The sequence below is a fragment of the Rahnella sp. ATs2 genome (genome assembly GCF_051851855.1).
GTDB lineage: Bacteria > Pseudomonadota > Gammaproteobacteria > Enterobacterales > Enterobacteriaceae > Rahnella > Rahnella variigena.
In genome coordinates this window covers 107,711-124,583 of record NZ_JBLYPL010000016.1, presented here as the reverse complement: position 1 = coordinate 124,583, position 16,873 = coordinate 107,711, and the positions used below count along the sequence as shown (strand labels likewise).

The 16,873-nt window shown below is 56.7% G+C and carries 14 protein-coding genes; 11 read left to right on the top strand and 3 right to left on the bottom strand.

What is annotated here, in order from left to right; genetic code table 11:
* Positions 1-44: 44 nt before the first annotated feature.
* Both ACJY2G_RS17780 and ACJY2G_RS17775 read right to left on the bottom strand, forming a co-directional pair.
* Positions 45-1,541, bottom strand: coding sequence for an MFS transporter (locus ACJY2G_RS17780; protein ID WP_430319338.1), 1,497 nt, complete (start codon positions 1,539-1,541; stop codon positions 45-47).
* A 654-nt stretch (positions 1,542-2,195) separates the two neighbouring features.
* Positions 2,196-4,535 (bottom strand): molybdopterin-dependent oxidoreductase, encoded by a 2,340-nt coding sequence (locus ACJY2G_RS17775; protein WP_439291969.1) that lies wholly within the window; start codon positions 4,533-4,535, stop codon positions 2,196-2,198.
* Between the two features lie 230 nt (positions 4,536-4,765).
* On the opposite strand from ACJY2G_RS17775, the gene ACJY2G_RS17770 reads away from it, so the two are divergent.
* Genes ACJY2G_RS17770 through ACJY2G_RS17750 form a run of 5 tightly spaced genes read left to right on the top strand, consistent with a single transcriptional unit; the run spans position 4,766 to position 10,740 of the window.
* Positions 4,766-6,313 (top strand): ABC transporter substrate-binding protein, encoded by a 1,548-nt coding sequence (locus ACJY2G_RS17770; protein WP_113876445.1) that lies wholly within the window; start codon positions 4,766-4,768, stop codon positions 6,311-6,313.
* On the top strand, positions 6,313-7,311 hold the full coding sequence (locus ACJY2G_RS17765) for an ABC transporter permease (RefSeq protein ID WP_430319340.1): 999 nt from the start codon (positions 6,313-6,315) through the stop codon (positions 7,309-7,311). The genes ACJY2G_RS17770 and ACJY2G_RS17765 overlap by 1 nt, the downstream gene beginning before the upstream one ends.
* A complete protein-coding gene (locus ACJY2G_RS17760; protein ID WP_430319341.1) occupies positions 7,308-8,123 on the top strand; it encodes an ABC transporter permease in 816 nt (271 codons plus the stop codon). The genes ACJY2G_RS17765 and ACJY2G_RS17760 overlap by 4 nt, the downstream gene beginning before the upstream one ends.
* Positions 8,123-9,748 (top strand): ABC transporter ATP-binding protein, encoded by a 1,626-nt coding sequence (locus ACJY2G_RS17755; protein WP_430319342.1) that lies wholly within the window; start codon positions 8,123-8,125, stop codon positions 9,746-9,748. The genes ACJY2G_RS17760 and ACJY2G_RS17755 overlap by 1 nt, the downstream gene beginning before the upstream one ends.
* Positions 9,745-10,740, top strand: coding sequence for a dipeptidase (locus ACJY2G_RS17750; protein WP_120163370.1), 996 nt, complete (start codon positions 9,745-9,747; stop codon positions 10,738-10,740). The genes ACJY2G_RS17755 and ACJY2G_RS17750 overlap by 4 nt, the downstream gene beginning before the upstream one ends.
* 52 nt (positions 10,741-10,792) lie before the next feature.
* On the opposite strand, the gene ACJY2G_RS17745 is transcribed toward ACJY2G_RS17750, so the two are convergent.
* Complete coding sequence (locus ACJY2G_RS17745; RefSeq protein ID WP_430319343.1) at positions 10,793-11,554, bottom strand: FadR/GntR family transcriptional regulator; 762 nt, start codon at positions 11,552-11,554, stop codon at positions 10,793-10,795.
* 223 nt (positions 11,555-11,777) lie between these two features.
* On the opposite strand from ACJY2G_RS17745, the gene ACJY2G_RS17740 reads away from it, so the two are divergent.
* Genes ACJY2G_RS17740 through ACJY2G_RS17715 form a run of 6 tightly spaced genes read left to right on the top strand, consistent with a single transcriptional unit; the run spans position 11,778 to position 16,731 of the window.
* Positions 11,778-12,518 carry an SDR family oxidoreductase gene (locus tag ACJY2G_RS17740; protein ID WP_430319344.1) on the top strand — a complete coding sequence of 247 codons (741 nt, stop codon included), beginning with the start codon at positions 11,778-11,780 and terminating at the stop codon, positions 12,516-12,518.
* A 38-nt stretch (positions 12,519-12,556) separates the two neighbouring features.
* Positions 12,557-13,399: an ureidoglycolate lyase gene (locus ACJY2G_RS17735; protein WP_112290369.1), complete on the top strand. Its 843-nt coding sequence runs from the start codon at positions 12,557-12,559 to the stop codon at positions 13,397-13,399.
* Between the two features lie 27 nt (positions 13,400-13,426).
* Positions 13,427-14,704 carry an L-fuconate dehydratase gene (locus ACJY2G_RS17730; protein WP_439291968.1) on the top strand — a complete coding sequence of 426 codons (1,278 nt, stop codon included), beginning with the start codon at positions 13,427-13,429 and terminating at the stop codon, positions 14,702-14,704.
* A 34-nt stretch (positions 14,705-14,738) separates the two neighbouring features.
* Positions 14,739-15,590, top strand: coding sequence for an amidohydrolase family protein (locus tag ACJY2G_RS17725; RefSeq protein WP_430319645.1), 852 nt, complete (start codon positions 14,739-14,741; stop codon positions 15,588-15,590).
* Positions 15,590-16,366 carry an SDR family oxidoreductase gene (locus ACJY2G_RS17720; protein WP_430319346.1) on the top strand — a complete coding sequence of 259 codons (777 nt, stop codon included), beginning with the start codon at positions 15,590-15,592 and terminating at the stop codon, positions 16,364-16,366. The genes ACJY2G_RS17725 and ACJY2G_RS17720 overlap by 1 nt, the downstream gene beginning before the upstream one ends.
* Positions 16,363-16,731, top strand: a complete 369-nt coding sequence (locus ACJY2G_RS17715; RefSeq protein WP_430319347.1) for an L-rhamnose mutarotase — start codon at positions 16,363-16,365, stop codon at positions 16,729-16,731. Before ACJY2G_RS17720 ends, ACJY2G_RS17715 begins: the two co-directional genes overlap by 4 nt.
* Positions 16,732-16,873 lie beyond the last annotated feature (142 nt).

Here is a 16,873-nt window from a genome sequence, read left to right as displayed (position 1 = left end):
TTATCCTGTGCTGGCATTGAGCAACTGCTCAGACCGGCATTTTATCAGGAAGCCCGGCGTGTGCCCACGGACTTACGCAGCACGATTTTCAGCACTACGACGCTGGCAATCACCAGCACAGCGGCAGAAATCAGTACTGCCAGAAACGCCTGATCAAACGCGGTTCGTGCCAGGCTGGTCAGCAATGACGCATGCTCAGGGCTGAGATTACCGGCGATCGTTAACGCTTCATCCAGACTGTCATACGCCGTTTCACCGCTGACCAGTCCTTGCGGAAGTGTCAGACTGCGGCTGTAAACGGCCGTCATCAGGCCACCCAGCAAGGTGACGCCAAGCACGCCGCCCATTTCCCACGACACATCTTCTATCGCGGCGACCATGCCAGCCTTGTCTTCAGGGGCATTAAGCATGATGGAGGTGGAAGCCGCCGTCACAGCGCCGCCCAGGCCAAAACCTAAAATAAACAGACTGATCAGTTGCATCACCGCGCTGCCATCATAGACCAGTGCGTGAATGACGATGCCGAGCGCAGATATCGCGAAGCCGCCCAGCATCATTTTACGCACACCCACACGCGGGATCAGCATACCCGCCAGCGGCGAGGCCAGCGCAGACGCCACCGGGATAGGCAGGATAAACATCGCCGCCATAAACGGCGTCAGTCCGAGCACCAGCTGCAACCGCTGACTCAGCACCAGTTCGATACCGATCAGCGCAATCATTGAGGTGATCGCCACGCCCACGCCACAGGCAAAGGCACGATTACGGAACAGTGAAAAGTCGATCATCGGCTGTACAGCGCGTTTTTGTCTTCTGACGAATAAACCAAGGAACAGCACACCGAAGGCGGCAGAACCCAAGATCACCAGCCATGAAGAGTTAATCTGGCTCAGTTCTTTTAGTGCATAAATCACCCCGACCAGCCCCGCCATCACCAGCGCAGAACCGGCAAAATCACACGGACGTTGTTTATTGCCTTCACCGCGTGGGATCAGCGCCTGGGCAAACGGGAATACAGCCAGCACAATCGGCACGTTGATCAGGAACACCGAGCCCCACCAGAAGTATTCCAGCAGCACGCCGCCGATCACCGGCCCGAGCGCCGCCGCACCTGACGCTACCGCCGACCAGATACCGATCGCCAGCGCACGTTCACGTTCGTTGGTGAAGACATGACGCACAATCGCCAGCGTCGCAGGCATCATCATCGCTGCGCCAATCGCCAGGAACACCCGGGAGGCGATCAGCATTTCAGCGCTGGCAGAAAACGCCGCGCACAGGGAGGCGAGCGCAAATACCGGCAGCCCGCTCATAAAAAGATTTTTGTGTCCGATACGGTCACTGAGCATTCCCGCGCCCGGTAACAGACCGGCGACCACCAGCGGATAGGCGTTCACTATCCATAATTTTTCCGATGCCGTGGCACCCAGCGCCTGCGTCAGACGCGGTAACGCGGTGTACAACACGGTCATATCAATGATGATCAAAAAGAGTGTACTGGTGACAATCGCAAGTATCAGCCAGCGGTTATTGACGAACATAAAAAGTGCCTCAGATAGATTTTGAGCAAGCGCTCAAGGCCAGCAAGATACTTGAGCAACCGCTCAAACTCAAGCAGCAACTGTCCGCCAGTTGATGAAGCGTTGAAGTAGCGAATGGGGGAAGTTTGGAATTGCAGTTGGCCGCTGCAAAGGGGCGGCTTTTAAAAACAAATTATGATCAAGGTCGTGGGTTGCCACCCACACTGGCTCTTAAGGTCAAGGTCGTGGGCGTCGGCCCACACCGACCAGAGACCCGGTAACGCGCGGGCCTCTGGACTCCGCGCTTTTTCACTGCGCGCTATCGCAGGCACGACGTACATGTTCTGGTGCATTGGTGAGTGGCGCAAAATGTCATCGCTGCGCGATTCCCGAATTTCAGGTTTCGAGCCATAGGTCTCGAACCGTTCATTCGGTGCCATTTTTGAGCACGCCAATAAACTTATCTAAAAGATAAAAACAATCTGCCGTTGATTTAAGATCGTGCGGGCGATTCAGAAATCTTGCTGAACGGAGCGGCCTGGAGACCGGAGGCTCCAGGACCGAGTGAAGGAACCGCAAAGCGGCAAGATTTCCAGCCTGTCGCGGTGATACCTGAAACATAGCCAGCGAGCGGAGCGTGCAGTTAAAAAAACGCAGGATTCCAAAGGGTTTCGTTTAAAACCCTTTGGGCCAGTGTGGGCGGCGAGCCCACGACCTTAACACCGGCGGCTGGAAGGCCGTGACATCGGGTAAAGGCGCGTCCCAGCGCTCGATATCAATCCAGCAACTTTGCGCACTGCAGCCTTGCCCGAGTCGCGAACTGCCGCGATCTTCCGTCAGTACGTTCGGGTTGCCGTGTTTATCCAGCGAGTCGGGTTGCGACGGATCCTGCGGGTCGTACCAGGCACCGGTCGACATTTGCACCACGCCGGGGCGCACATCCTCGGTCAGATGAACACCCGCCAGGATTGCGCCACGATCGTTAAACACCCGTACGATACTGCCCTCAGTAATGCCACGCGCGGCGGCATCCTGCGGATGTAACCAGAGCGGTTCACGGTCGCTGATTTTTGTCTTACGGCTGACGCTGCCGTGATCGTACTGGCTGTGCAACCGCGTCCGTGGCTGACTTGAGAGCAAATGCAGCGGCCAGCGGGCACGTGTTGCCTGCTGTTCACGGTAGTCCTGTTCATACCAGAACGGGAAACCGGGACATTCTTCGTAATCGAAATTCGCCACCGTCTGTGAAAACAGTTCGATTTTGCCTGACGGCGTAGCCAGCGGCGATCCTTCAGGGTCACGGCGGAAGTCTTCGAACAGGAGCTGCGGCGCATCCGGACGCGCATATTCCAGTTTGCCCTGTTGCCAGAAATCATCGAATTCCGGCAGCTCAATGCCATCAGCCTGCGCACGGGGAACCGAAAGCTGGTAGATATGCCGCAACCAGTCCGCCGCATCGCGCCCTTCGCTGAAGACCTCGCCAAAGCCCATTTGCTGCGCGAGCGCGGCAAATATCGCGTAATCGCTGCGCGCCTCACCGACCGGTGCAATATGCTGACGCATGGCAATCATGTAGCCGTCGTTGCTGGCGCTGCCGATATCCTCGCGCTCAAGTGACGTTGTCACCGGCAGCACGATGTCTGCGAACTTAGCCTGCGCCGTCCAGTACTGTTCATGCACCACCACGGTATCGGGCTGACGCCAGGCTTTCACCAGCCGGTTGATATCCTGATGATGGTGAAACGCGTTACCGCCCGCCCAGTAAACCAGCCGGATATCGGGATACTGACAGTTTTTGCCATCGAACTGATACGCGCCGCCGGGATTGAGCAACATGTCGGAAAGCCGCGCCACGGGGATGTGATCGTTCACCGCATTTTTACCCATCGGCAAACGCGGGCCGGAGAAGGTGCGGCGATCGGAGCCTGCAAGATTGGTAGACGCGTAGGCAAAGCCCAGCCCGCCGCCCGGCGTGCCGATCTGTCCGAGTAAAGATGCCAGCGCCACCGTCGCCCAGAAAGTTTGTTCGCCCTGTCGTGCGCGTTGCAAAGACCAGGCGATATTAATCATGGTGTGCTTTTCGGACATCTCACGCGCCAGCGTGCGGATTGCCTGCGCGCTGACGCCGGTCAGCGGTTCTGCCCATTCCGGCGTTTTGGCCTGTCCGTCGCGTACGCCTGTCAGATAATCGCGGTACGTATCGAATCCGACGGTATGACTGGCGACAAAGCCGGCGTCATAACGGGATTCATCGACCAGAACATAACTCAGTGCCAGCAAAAGTGCGGTATCGCTGCCGGGTTTGAGGGACAGCCATTCAGCCGTTTTCACCGATGAGAGATCATTCTTCACCGGGCTGACATTGATGAAACGGGTGCCGGTTCGCTCCATTTCCTGTAACCAGTATTTCAGAGAGTGATCGTTGGCACCGCCGCCGTTGACCTGCGCATTGCGCCACGGCAGTCCGCCGAACGCGACGAACAGCTCGCACTTTCCGGCCAGCACGGACCAGTGAGTATGCTGTTTTTGCAGCACATCCAGATCACCGATAATGTGCGGCAATAAACGCTCCGCTGCGGCCAGACTGTAGGTGTTAGTGCTGCCGGAATACCCGCCAAACTGATTGAAAAACCGGTGCATCTGACTTTGCGCATGGTGAAAACGACCGGCGCTCGACCAGCCGTAAGACCCGGCATAGAACGCAGAATTACCGTGGGTTTCCTTTACGCGCGCGAGTTCAGCCGCGACCAGCGACAGCGCCGTCTCCCAGCTGACTTCGACAAAAGGCTCTTTGCCGCGTCCTTCACGCGAGGCCGCGCCGTGTTGCAAATAGCCCAGCCGGACCGCAGGGCGACGTACGCGGCTGGGTCCGTCTACCGAACCCACCAGGGATTGTCCGATTTCAGACGGATTACGATCCCATTCCACGGGTTCGACAGATTTTAAAACACCGTCAGCCGTGGCAACGCGGTACGTTCCCCAGTGCATAACAGCCAGATCATGGTTTTTTTTCATTATAAGCAGGTAAATTCAGGCAAAAATGCACACTAGCATGCCGTTGCGCCCGCGGCTACGCTGTCTGTGTTATTTCTATTTTTATCATACGCTTATCTTATTTACGTATTAGACACCCCCTTCCCTATTTCTTAGGATTACGCCCCTTTGGGGCAATTTCTGACCATCAGATTCGCCTGTGCAGCAGGGTATTCACACCGTATCAGCCTATAAAATAAGGATAATAAAAAATGCCAAATTCCTGGAATCGTCGCGATTTCCTCAAGTTTTCTCTGGCAGCCGGCGCCGCTTCCGGGCTCAGTTTTACCCTGCCCGCCGCCGCTGCCGACAACACACCGAAGAAAGGCGGACACCTCAAACTGGGCATTGATGGTGCGGCGACCACCGACGTGTTGGATCCGGCAAGCTGGATCAGTTCATACATGATGGTGGTAGGTTGTGCCTGGGGCGATACGCTCGTGCGTACCGATCCGGTCAGCGGCAAAGCGATACCGGGGCTGGCAGAAAGCTGGGAAAGCGCCGACAAATCATCGCGCTGGATATTTACCCTTCGTAAAGGCGTTCAGTTCCATAACGGCCAGGCGCTGACGGCAGAAGATGTAGTCAAAACCCTTTCCCGTCACCGTGATCCGAAATTCCGTTCCGGCGTAATTGCCTATCTGTCATCCATCAGTACCGTCACCAGTGATGGCGATAAAATCACCATTACTCTTAATGAAAGCAATGTCGATTTCCCGCTGGTACTTTCGCTGTGGAACCTGCAAATCCAGCCCGGTGGCGGCTATGAAAATCCTAACGCCGGGATCGGCACCGGGCCTTACCGCATCGTCAAATTCGAGGCTGGCGTCTATACCCAGCTGGAGAAAAACCCGCATGACTGGGACAGCAGCCGGGGCAATGTGGCGAGTGCAGAAGTGATCGCGATTAATGATGCATCGAGCCGGGTTGCGGCACTGTCTACCGGAAAAGTGCATTTCATCAGCGGGCTGAGCCCGAAAATCGTGGCACTGCTGAAAAGCGGCCCGGTCACGATTTACAACACACCGGGACGCGGACATTACACGTTGCCGATGATGGTCAACACCCCGCCATTCGACAATAACGACCTGCGTCTGGCGCTGAAACTGGCCATTGATCGCCAGCAAATTCTGGATCGCGTGCTGGGCGGTTATGGCTCGCTCGGCAATGATTTCCCGGTCAACAGTGCGTATCCGTTGTTCCCGGCCGATATCCCGCAACGCCAGTACGACGCCGATCAGGCCGCATTCCACTTTAAAAAATCCGGCTACAGCGGGCCCATTGTGCTGGATGTCGCTGAAGGGGTTTTCCCCGGTGCCGTCGATGCCGCCACGCTGTTCCAGCTCAGCGCGCAGAAAGCCGGGATCAAAATTGATATCCGCCGCCAGCCGGATGACGGCTACTGGAATAATGTCTGGCGTAATAAACCGTTCTGCGTGTCGTCATGGGGAACACGTTTAACCCAGGATCTGATCTATTCGCTCGAACTGGGCCCGTCCTCAGCCAGCAATGAAACCAACTTCGCTAATCCGCAATTTGCCAGCCTGCTCAAACTTGCACGGGCAGAAGAGGATGAGGCCAAACGCCGCACGCTGTATCACGACATTGCGCTGATTGTGCGTGATGAAGGCGGCACCCTGCTGCCGGTGTTCAATAATTACCTCAACGCCAGCAGCAACAAACTTCAGGGTTATATCGAAGATGTCGGAAACGATTTATCCAACGGTCACGTCATCTCACGCGTCTGGCTGAACAACTGATGAAAAGTCTTATTGCGCGCGGGGTGCGCAGCACGGCGCCCCCTCATCCGCTCGCCCGCGCCATCATTCACCGCCTGCTGCTGGCGGTGATTTTACTCTGGGGTGTATCGCTGCTGATCTTCGCCGCCGTCAACGCCCTGCCCGGTGATTTTGCTGCCGCGTCACTGGGACGCGCAGCGACACCTGAGGCGATTGCCAGTATCAGGCAAAGTCTCGGGCTGGATAAGCCGCTGGTCACCCGTTATCTGCTGTGGATGCTACAGATTTTCAAAGGCGATTTCGGGCTCTCCTGGGCCAGTCAGCAACCGGTCAGCGCACAGCTCGGGCACCGGTTACTCAATTCACTGTGGCTTGCGGGTGCCGCCGCGTTACTGGCGATCCCGGTCGCGTTACTGGGCGGTCTGTTCGCCGTGCGCTATCTGCACCGCCTGCCCGACCGTATGATTACGCTGGTATCCCTGATTATTCTCTCACTGCCGGAATTTTTAATCGGCTATCTGCTGATTCAGGTGCTGGTGTTACACGTGGGCGTCTCGACGTTTCCCTCTACGATTTATGACGGCATGAGCCTGCCGGATCGTCTTTCCGCCCTGTTGCTGCCGGTGCTGACACTGGCGATTGCCGTGCTGGCAAACATGTTGCGATCGGCACGCAGTGCGCTGATGTCGGTCACCAGTACGCCGTGGATGGAAACAGCGCGGCTGAAGGGATTACCGCCGCTGCGTATTTTATGGCGACACGCCGCACCGAATGCCATTTCCCCCGTACTGACCGTGATCGCCATGAATCTGGCCGGACTGATTGTCGGTGCGATGATCATCGAAGTGATTTTTGTCTATCCGGGTGTCGGGCAATACATGGTGGATGCCGTCACCGTACGCGACATTCCGGTCGTGCAGGCCTGCGGGCTGGTGTTTGCCGCCGTGTATATTCTGCTTAATTTACTGGTCGATATGCTGGCGATGGCGGCAAACCCACGACTGAGGTTCCCGCGATGAAATCACTTTTCTCCTCAGCAAGCGCCGTGACCGGTGCGTTTCTGCTGATCCTGTTTGTCTTCGCCTCGCTGGCCGCGCCGTGGATCGCGCCTTACGATGCCCGTCAGATAAGCGGTGAAATCTGGCAACCAATGAGTGCCGCCCATTGGCTGGGCACCGATAATCTCGGCAGGGATTTGTTCTCCCGTCTGCTGTCTGGCGCACGTCTTACCTTGTCGTTTGCTTTTGTGATTTCGGTAATGGCTACGCTTGCGGGCACGCTGCTTAGCTTTCTGGCGGTCAGCGTGGGAGGCGCGGTGGAGGGAATATTGTCACGCCTCAACGATCTGTTTATGTCACTGCCGTCGCTGATTATCGCGCTGGTGGCGCTGGCGGTGTTACCACAAACTAACAGCACGCTGATCGTTGTGCTGGCCGCCATCGGTGCTACGCGCGTTTATCGTCTCGGTTACAGCCTTGCCTCGCATATTCTGGCCACGGATTACATGGAAGCCGCAAAGCTCGCCGGTGAATCTCACGCGTACCGGGTCATCCGCGAAATGCTGCCCAACGCCCGCTTTCCGCTGCTGGCCGAATGGGGAATGCAGTTCAGCGCCAGCATTCTTTTTATCTCGACACTCTCTTTCATCGGGCTGGGGATCCAGCCTCCCGCAGCCGACTGGGGCGCCATCGTGCGGGAAAATAAAGACGGCATTCTGTTTGGTGTCAGTGCCGCCTTTTACCCTGCCATCGCCATTTCGTTGCTGGTCATTGCCGTCAATTTGCTGGTCGATGCCCTGAGCAGAAAGCTGCAACAACAGGAGGATCAGTGATGTCAGAGGCACTCTTACAGGTCGCACAGCTGTGCGTTGGACATCAGCAAACTGTGTTGATTGACCACGTGTCTTTCGAATTACGCAAAGGCGACGTGCTGGGCGTAATCGGCGAATCTGGCGCCGGGAAATCCACCCTCGGGCTCGCGGTGATGGGGCATTATCGCGGCGCGCTGCGACCGCTCAGCGGCAGCATTACTTTTCAGGGGCAAACTTATCATCCCCGGGATGCGTGCCGTTTAGCGACACATCAGGGCAAACGCGTTTGTTATGTCGCGCAATCGGCCAGTGCCGGTTTTAATCCGGCATTTCCGCTGGGTTCACAGGTTATTGAAGCCGCGTGTTATCACGGTGTCCTGACGCCTGAAGCCGCACAGGAAAAGATGTTGCAGCTGTTCGCCCTGCTCGGTTTGCCGGATCCGGTACAGTTCGCCAGACGCTATCCTCATCAGGTTTCCGGCGGTCAGTTGCAGCGGGCAATGACCGCCATGGCACTGTGCTCCTCGCCTGATTTGATTGTTTTTGATGAGCCGACCACCGCGCTGGATGTCACTACGCAGCTCGACGTTCTGGCGGCTATCCGCCACGCGGTGAAGCAGACCCGCACGGCGGCGCTGTATATTTCGCACGATATTGCCGTGGTCTCGCAAATTGCCGACAGCCTGCTGGTGTTGCGCCACGGCAAACAGATCGAATATGGCCGCACTGCCGATATCCTTAGGTCAGCCGCACATCCTTACACCCGTGCGTTGCTCAATACCCGACACCCGGCACCGCTGCCGGTCGCTGAACACCATGCGCCGGTGCTTGAACTGCGTGATCTGACCGTCGGGTACGGTAACGGGCAGCCGGTTATCTCGCAGCTTTCGCTGGCACTGCCCCGCGGGCAAACCTTTGCGCTGGTCGGCGAGTCGGGCTCCGGTAAATCCACCCTGGCCCGCACGCTGGCCGGGCTGCAAAAACCGCAATCCGGCGAGCTGACGCTGGAAGGCAAGGCACTGTCGTTTGATTGTCAGCGGCGAACTGCGCAGCAGCGCTGGCAAATCCAGTACATTTATCAGAACGCGGATACCGCACTGAACCCGCGCCACCGGGTACGTGAGCTAATCGGGCGGAATATCATGCGCCGCAGCGGTTTGCGCGGTGCCGCGCTTAAAGCACGCCTCAGTCAGTTGCTTGAGCAGGTAGAACTGGCGCCGGAGCTGGCCGATCGTTTTCCCTCGCAGCTTTCAGGCGGGCAAAAACAGCGAGTGGCAATTGCGCGGGCGCTGGCAGCGGAACCGGAAATTCTCATTTGTGATGAACCGACCTCGGCACTGGATCCGCTGGTCGCGCAGGGCGTACTGGCCTTGTTCAGACAGCTTCAGCAGTCTGCCGGCCTGACCTTGCTTTTTATCACTCACGACATCGCGACGGTGCGCAGCATTGCCCATTCCGTGGCCGTCATGCATCGCGGCAAACTGGTGCGTCAGGGCTTGCGGGAGACGGTGCTGACGCCGCCTTTCGATGATTACACCGCGCGTCTGTTGCAGGCCGAACCCACGCTGGAACCCGGCTGGCTGGCATCAGCCCTGAAGGTTCCGTCCCCCGAACACCCCTTGTCATTGCAGGAAATACTCACATGATCCAGACCGATATAGCCCGACGCGCCCGCGCAATTTTTTCCGACTCGCTGGTCTGGGATGGGCACTCCGGCTTCATGCCCGATCCGGCGGCAGACCTGAATAATCTACAACTCTGGCGGGATGCGGGCGTGCATTACCTGTCGGTGGATGTCGGCTTCGATGTCCTGCCGTGGGAGCAGACAGTACGCAATCTGGCGGCGTTCCGGCACTGGATCCTCGATCATGCCGATGACTATTTGCTGGTGAACCAGCCGGAGGATATTCTGACCGCCCGTGCTGCAGGAAAGCTGGCGATCACCTTTGATATCGAAGGGATGAACGCGCTGGATGGCCGCGTTGAAATGGTGGAGTTTTATCATCACCTGGGCGTACGACAGATGCTGTTTGCTTATAACCGCAATAATCTGGCGGGTGGCGGCTGCCATGATGAAAACGCAGGTTTGACGTCATTCGGCAAAGAAGTGATTGATGAAATGAACCGCGTTGGCATGTTCGTTGATGTCTCTCATTGCAGTCTTCAGACCAGCATCGAAGCCATTGAATATTCCCGTAAGCCGGTCATCTTTTCCCATTCCAATCCAAAAGCCGTACATGCGCACGGCAGGAACATCAGCGATGAACAAATCAGGGCATGTGTGAACAATGGCGGGCTGATTGGCGTGAACGGGATTGGTGAGTTTCTGGGTGACAGCGCCCCCGACGCCGCGCTGTTCGCCCGGCATGTCGATTATCTGATTCATCTCGCCGGTCCCCGCCACGTGGGAATAGCGCTGGATTATGCCTTTCCTGTGGGCAATGTCAGTACCGGCGAAATTCTGGCGGCACATCCTGAATACTGGCCCGCAGAGGAATATTCCGGCGAAGGTGGCTACGTGCATCCCTCCGCGCTGGAAGAGGTGGCCGGCCATTTGTTACAGTCAGGACACAGCGAAAAAGTGATCCGCAATGTGCTGGGGGAAAACTTCTTACGGCTGGCGAGAGAAGTCTGGTAAACGCTTATGGCAGGCACTGAAATCCAATAAGGAGTCAGATGCCTCGCCTATTTCACCCCTGGCCAAAAATCTTTATGACCGCATCCAGATGATCTTTCATCGCTTTCTTTGCTGCACGACTGTCCCTTGCTTCCAGTGCGGTCAGGATTTCAAGATGTTCAATCTCAGAGCGGTGCGGCATATCCTGCGGCGTGTAATGTAATTGCAGGCTGCGAAACATGGTGCCATAACGGTGGCCGAGCAGGTGCGCGATGATAAAAGCGTAAGCCGGATTTCCGCTGGCCTGCGCGATGCGGATATGAAACAAACGGTCACCGGGATGAGTCGCTGAACCATTGCGGTTATCGCGACAGTTCTCCTCATAAGCCAGCCTGATCGCTGCAAGTTCTTCGTCGGTTGCGTTTCTTGCCGCCAGTGCCGCGGTTTCCGGTTCTATCAGACGCCGGGTTTGCAGCAGCGAAAACGGCGGCAGTTCAGCGGTAAAATCCAGCTCGATATTCAGCTCATCATCCACATCCGCCCACTGATTACGCCCTGCCTGCGACATCACCGGTTCCTGCGAAGGCGCGACCGGTACCGCCGGAGGATGGCGCACAATGACACCGTTTCCCACACGCACGTCCACCAGTCCGATAACTTCCAGCGCGATTAACGCCTCACGGACAGACGCCCGGCTGACCTGCAACTGACTGGCCAGCTCACGCTCGGCAGGAAGACGGCTGCCGGGCGGAAATTCTTTGTTATCGATTAACGTTTTTAGCTGGTCAGCTATCTGCCTGTAAATTCTGGGATTTTCTAATTTTTTTATCGGCATTGGACACCTGAGGTCAATTCTCATTAAGTGATTCAGCTAGCATTTCCCGGACAAAAATCTTGCTGAATTGTTTTATGCATGTAAAAAGTTGGTTAAACGAAATAGCGTTTTAAGTACAAGCCTGCCGAACATCTTAGCAAAAAGCAGTGCTTATCACGTGTTTTTTTCACCTCCAATGGCCTGACCATTAGGCCTTTAATGACACTTTTTACGGGGAACGGCTATGAGCCTGGCAGGGAAAAAAGTTCTGATCACCGCCGCCGGACAAGGCATCGGATTTAACACCGCGACGCTGTTTGCCCGTGAAGGCGCAGAGGTGATTGCCACAGATATCAACATCAGCGCCCTGCGTGATATTCCGGGCATCACTCCGCGTCTGCTCGACGTAACCGACCCGCAGGCGATTGCCGCACTGGCGGAAGAAACCGGTGCGCTCGACGTGCTGTTCAACTGCGCGGGTGTGGTACACAGCGGCGATATTCTGACCTGCACACAACGCGAATGGCAGTTTGCGTTAGATCTCAACGTGACGGCGATGTTCCACATGATCCGCGCGTTTCTGCCCGCCATGCTCGAACGCAACAGCGGCTCGGTGATCAACATGTCGTCGGTCGCTTCCAGCATCAAAGGCGTGCCGAACCGCTTTGCTTACAGTGCCTCGAAAGCGGCGGTGATTGGCCTGACCCGCTCAGTTGCGGCGGATTACGTCACCCGCGGGATCCGCTGTAACGCTATTTGCCCGGGCACGGTGGAATCACCTTCCCTGCGCCAGCGCATTGCTGCTCAGGCACAGGCTGAAGGCCGCAGCGAAGAAGAAGTGTATGCGGCGTTTGTTTCGCGTCAGCCAATCGGGCGCATCGGTAAAACAGAAGAAATCGCCCAGCTTGCGCTTTATCTGGCCTCAGATGCCAGTTCATATACCACCGGCACGGTTCAGATTATTGACGGCGGCTGGAGCAACTGATTTTCACAGATCTGACTTTCACAGAAGGACACTGACTCATGAAATTATTACGTTACGGCAATGCAGGTTCTGAACGCCCAGGTCTGCTCGACAGCAACGGCAAATTGCGCGACCTCAGCGCCCATGTCGCTGACATCAGCGGCGAATTTTTACAGCCGGAAACGCTGGATAAACTGCGCCAGCTTGATCCGCAAAGTCTGCCGCTGGTCAGCGGCGAACCGCGTCTCGGCGCCTGTGTTGGCAAGGTGGGGAAATTTATCTGCATCGGCCTGAATTACGCCGATCATGCCGCTGAAACCGGCGCGGAGATCCCGAAAGAACCGGTCGTTTTCAGTAAATGGACCAGCGCGATTGTCGGGCCAAACGACGATGTGGAGATTCCGCGTGACTCGGTTAAAACCGACTGGGAAGTCGAGCTTGGTGTGGTGATCGGCACCGGCGGGCGCTATATCAGCGAGGCAGATGCGCTGTCGCACGTTGCCGGTTACTGCGTGATCAACGATGTGTCCGAGCGCGAATTCCAGATTGAACGCGGCGGCACCTGGGACAAAGGCAAAGGCTGCGACACCTTTGGTCCGACCGGCCCGTGGCTGGTTACGGCCGACGAAATCCCTGATCCGCACCAGCTGAATCTGTGGCTGGAAGTGGACGGCAAACGCTGGCAGAACGGCAACACGCGCACCATGATTTTCCAGATCCCCGAAATTATCAGTTATCTCAGCCGTTTTATGAGCCTGCAACCGGGCGACATTATTTCCACCGGAACCCCACCGGGCGTCGGGCTGGGGCAGAAACCGCCGGTATATCTGAAAGCCGGTCAGGTGATGCGTCTTGGGATTGAAGGTTTGGGTGAGCAACGTCAGAAGACGGTGCAGGCATAACCTCTTGCAGCTGAAGGATTTTTTGCGATGACAACCATTACCGCTTTACGTGTTGAAGATGTGCGTTTCCCGACCTCGCTGGCGCTGGACGGATCGGATGCAATGAACCCGGATCCGGATTATTCCGCCGCATACGTGATCCTCGAAACTGACAATCCTGCGCTCAAAGGCCACGGCCTGACGTTCACTATTGGCCGCGGCAATGAAATCTGTTGTGCGGCCATTAAAGCGCTGGAACATCTGATCGTCGGACGGGATCTGACGGCCATCACCGCCGATATGGGTCAGTTTTGGCGCGATTTTACCAGTGACAGCCAGCTGCGCTGGATTGGTCCTGACAAAGGCGCAATCCACCTAGCGACCGGTGCAGTAGTCAATGGCGTGTGGGATTTATGGAGCAAAGCCGCCGGTAAACCCTTGTGGAAACTGGTGGCGGATATGTCGCCGGAAGAGCTGGTGCGTTGCATCGATTTCCGCTACATCACCGACTGCATCACGCCGCTGGAAGCGCTGACATTATTACAGCGCCGCGCTGACAACAAGGAGCAACGCACAGAGAAACTGATGGCGGAAGGTTATCCGTGTTACACGACGTCTGCGGGCTGGCTGGGTTATCCCGACGATAAATTGCGCCGCTTGTGTCAGGAAGCCGTCGATGCCGGTTTCGATTATCTGAAACTGAAAGTCGGGCGCGACCTGGAAGATGACATCCGCCGTGTGCGCATTGCGCGTGAAGTTATCGGCCCGGATCGCAAACTGATGATTGACGCCAATCAGGTCTGGGAAACCAACGACGCCATCCCGTGGGTGAACGCCCTCGCCTTCGCCAGTCCGTGGTTTATCGAAGAACCCACCAGCCCGGACGATATCGAAGGCCACCGCAAAATCCGTCAGGCTGTAGCGCCGGTCAAAGTTGCCACCGGCGAAATGTGCCAGAACCGCATCATGTTTAAACAGTTCATCATGCGCGAAGCCATTGACGTGGTGCAGATTGATGCCTGCCGCATGGGCGGCGTGAATGAAGTGCTGGCCGTCATGCTGATGGCCGCCAAATACAATCTGCCGGTGTGTCCGCACGCAGGCGGCGTCGGGTTATGTGAGTACGTTCAGCATCTTTCGATGATTGATTATCTGTGTATCGCGGGAACGCACGAAGGTCGCGTTATCGAATACGTTGACCATCTTCACGAGCATTTTGTGCATCCGTGCGACATCCGTGGCGCGGCGTATATGCCGCCGGAAGCGCCGGGATTCTCCATCGAAATGCATCAGGCGTCGATTGAAAAATATCGCCATCACGCCTGAAACCCATGCTAAAGAAAGCTCGAGGAGAACGCCGATGCGCATCGACAGCCACCAGCATTTCTGGCGCTACACACCGCAGGATTACCGCTGGATAAGCGATGACATGGCGGTGCTGAAGCAGGACTTATTGCCGGAAACGTTACGAGATACGTTACAACGTCACGATGTTCAGGGCTCGATTCTGGTTCAGGCCTGTTCCTCAGTGCAGGAAACGCGCTGGCTGCTGGAGCTTGCAGAGAAAACCGACTTCGTGCGCGCCGTAACAGGCTGGGTGGATTTGTCATCACCCGCACTGAAACAGGAACTGGAGGCAATTTCGCATCCGCTGTTACGCGCTGTCCGCCATCAGGTTCAGGACGAGTCTTCGCCTGCGCAGTGGCTGGAAAATCCGGCGATCAATGCCGGACTCCGTGAGTTGCAGCAGCAGAAAACTGTCTACGAAATTCTGGTGACGCACCGCCATCTGACAGAAGCCGTGAAATTTGCCGAACGTCATGACGACTATTTTCTGGTGCTCGACCATTTCGGCAAGCCCGATCTGAGCAAGGGTGCGGCGCACTGGAAGCAGCAGGTTGCGCCGCTGGCGGGGTTAAAACACGTCAGCTGCAAACTTTCCGGGCTGCTGACCGAACCGCGTCCGGCAGGTATGTCAGCCCGCGATCTGTTGCCATATTTTGAGGCCGCGCTGGAGATTTTTGGCGCTGAGCGGCTGATGTTTGGCTCCGACTGGCCGGTGTGCCTGCTGGCTGATGCGGATGAAAATCCGTGGGATTTATGCGAACAAGCCACCGCGACATTAAGCAGTGACGAGCAGGCAGCCATTTATGGCGGCAACGCCTGCGCGATTTACCAATTACAGCCTTTACCGATTACAGGAAATAACTGATGAATCTGCATCTGCAAAATAAAGTGGTGATGGTCACCGGCGGCGGATCTGGTATCGGCGCGGCGATTTCGCTGACGCTGGCGGAAGAAGGCGCGATCCCGGTGATCATCAGCAATACCGAACCGGCCAATGACCTGATGCATAAACTGCAACAGCTTTCGCCACAGGCCAGTTTTGTGCTGACTGAACTGCGTGACGAGGCCAGTTGCAAAGCCGCCGTGGACGACGTTCTCAGCCGTTACGACAGCATCGACGGGCTGGTGAATAACGCCGGTGCCAACGACAGCGTGGGACTGGATGCCGGTCGCGAAGCCTTTGTGAAATCACTCGAACAGAATCTCATCCACTATTACCTGATGGCGCATCTGAGCCTTGACGCCCTTCGCGCCAGCCGGGGAGCCATCGTCAATATCAGTTCGAAAACCGCAATAACAGGACAGGGCAATACCAGCGGTTATGCCTCAGCAAAAGGCGGCATTCTTGCGCTGACCCGCGAATGGGCGGCGGCGCTGCTCGGCGACGGTATCCGCGTGAATGCGGTGATCCCGGCAGAAGTGATGACGCCGCTGTACGAAAGCTGGATCAAAAGCTTCGATCATCCTGAAGAAAAGCTGCAACAAATTACCTCGCATATTCCGCTGGGACAGCGCATGACCACGCCGCAGGAAATCGCCAATACCGTGGTGTTTTTGCTTTCTTCCCGCGCCTCGCACACCACCGGCCAGTGGCTGACCGTGGACGGCGGCTATATGCATCTCGACCGGGCGCTGACATGACGCGCCGCTATTGTCAGGCGCTGGATCTGGCGGATGATCCGGCACTTATCGAAGAATATCAGCGTTATCACCGCGAAATCTGGCCGGAAATTACCGCACATCTGCGCCGTTATGGCATCGCAGACATGGAAATTTACCAGCTTGGCAACCGGCTGATGATGGTGATGGAAACCACGGAAGATTTTGACAGCGGGCTGTTCGAACGCCGCAGTCTGGAGGATCCCAAAGTCTGCGAATGGGAAGCCCTGATGTGGAAATATCAGCGCCCCACGCCGTGGACGCCCGCAGGTGCAAAGTGGGTGGAAATGGAGAGGATTTTTTCTCTGGCCGGTCAGGCTCCCTCGCATACGGAAGGCGTTGAGTAAAACCCGGTCGGCTCCCTCCCCTGCGGAAGGACCTGAGTAAAACTCGACCGGCTCCCTCCCCTGCGAAGGGGAGGGTTGGGGTGGGGTATTAATGGCAACTCCGGATCTGGCGTTGCCTGCTAAACCCCCTCCCAGCCCCCCC

What these genes read in the sequence shown, in the direction of transcription:
- ACJY2G_RS17715 (WP_430319347.1), top strand. Translation starts at nt 16,363, where the DNA reads ATGACGCGCCGCTATTGTCAGGCGCTGGATCTGGCGGATGATCCGGCA.
- ACJY2G_RS17745 (WP_430319343.1), bottom strand. Translation starts at nt 11,554, where the DNA reads ATGCCGATAAAAAAATTAGAAAATCCCAGAATTTACAGGCAGATAGCT.
- ACJY2G_RS17755 (WP_430319342.1), top strand. Translation starts at nt 8,123, where the DNA reads ATGTCAGAGGCACTCTTACAGGTCGCACAGCTGTGCGTTGGACATCAG.
- ACJY2G_RS17740 (WP_430319344.1), top strand. Translation starts at nt 11,778, where the DNA reads ATGAGCCTGGCAGGGAAAAAAGTTCTGATCACCGCCGCCGGACAAGGC.
- ACJY2G_RS17720 (WP_430319346.1), top strand. Translation starts at nt 15,590, where the DNA reads ATGAATCTGCATCTGCAAAATAAAGTGGTGATGGTCACCGGCGGCGGA.
- ACJY2G_RS17775 (WP_439291969.1), bottom strand. Translation starts at nt 4,535, where the DNA reads ATGAAAAAAAACCATGATCTGGCTGTTATGCACTGGGGAACGTACCGC.
- ACJY2G_RS17725 (WP_430319645.1), top strand. Translation starts at nt 14,739, where the DNA reads ATGCGCATCGACAGCCACCAGCATTTCTGGCGCTACACACCGCAGGAT.
- ACJY2G_RS17730 (WP_439291968.1), top strand. Translation starts at nt 13,427, where the DNA reads ATGACAACCATTACCGCTTTACGTGTTGAAGATGTGCGTTTCCCGACC.
- ACJY2G_RS17780 (WP_430319338.1), bottom strand. Translation starts at nt 1,541, where the DNA reads ATGTTCGTCAATAACCGCTGGCTGATACTTGCGATTGTCACCAGTACA.
- ACJY2G_RS17765 (WP_430319340.1), top strand. Translation starts at nt 6,313, where the DNA reads ATGAAAAGTCTTATTGCGCGCGGGGTGCGCAGCACGGCGCCCCCTCAT.
- ACJY2G_RS17770 (WP_113876445.1), top strand. Translation starts at nt 4,766, where the DNA reads ATGCCAAATTCCTGGAATCGTCGCGATTTCCTCAAGTTTTCTCTGGCA.
- ACJY2G_RS17750 (WP_120163370.1), top strand. Translation starts at nt 9,745, where the DNA reads ATGATCCAGACCGATATAGCCCGACGCGCCCGCGCAATTTTTTCCGAC.
- ACJY2G_RS17760 (WP_430319341.1), top strand. Translation starts at nt 7,308, where the DNA reads ATGAAATCACTTTTCTCCTCAGCAAGCGCCGTGACCGGTGCGTTTCTG.
- ACJY2G_RS17735 (WP_112290369.1), top strand. Translation starts at nt 12,557, where the DNA reads ATGAAATTATTACGTTACGGCAATGCAGGTTCTGAACGCCCAGGTCTG.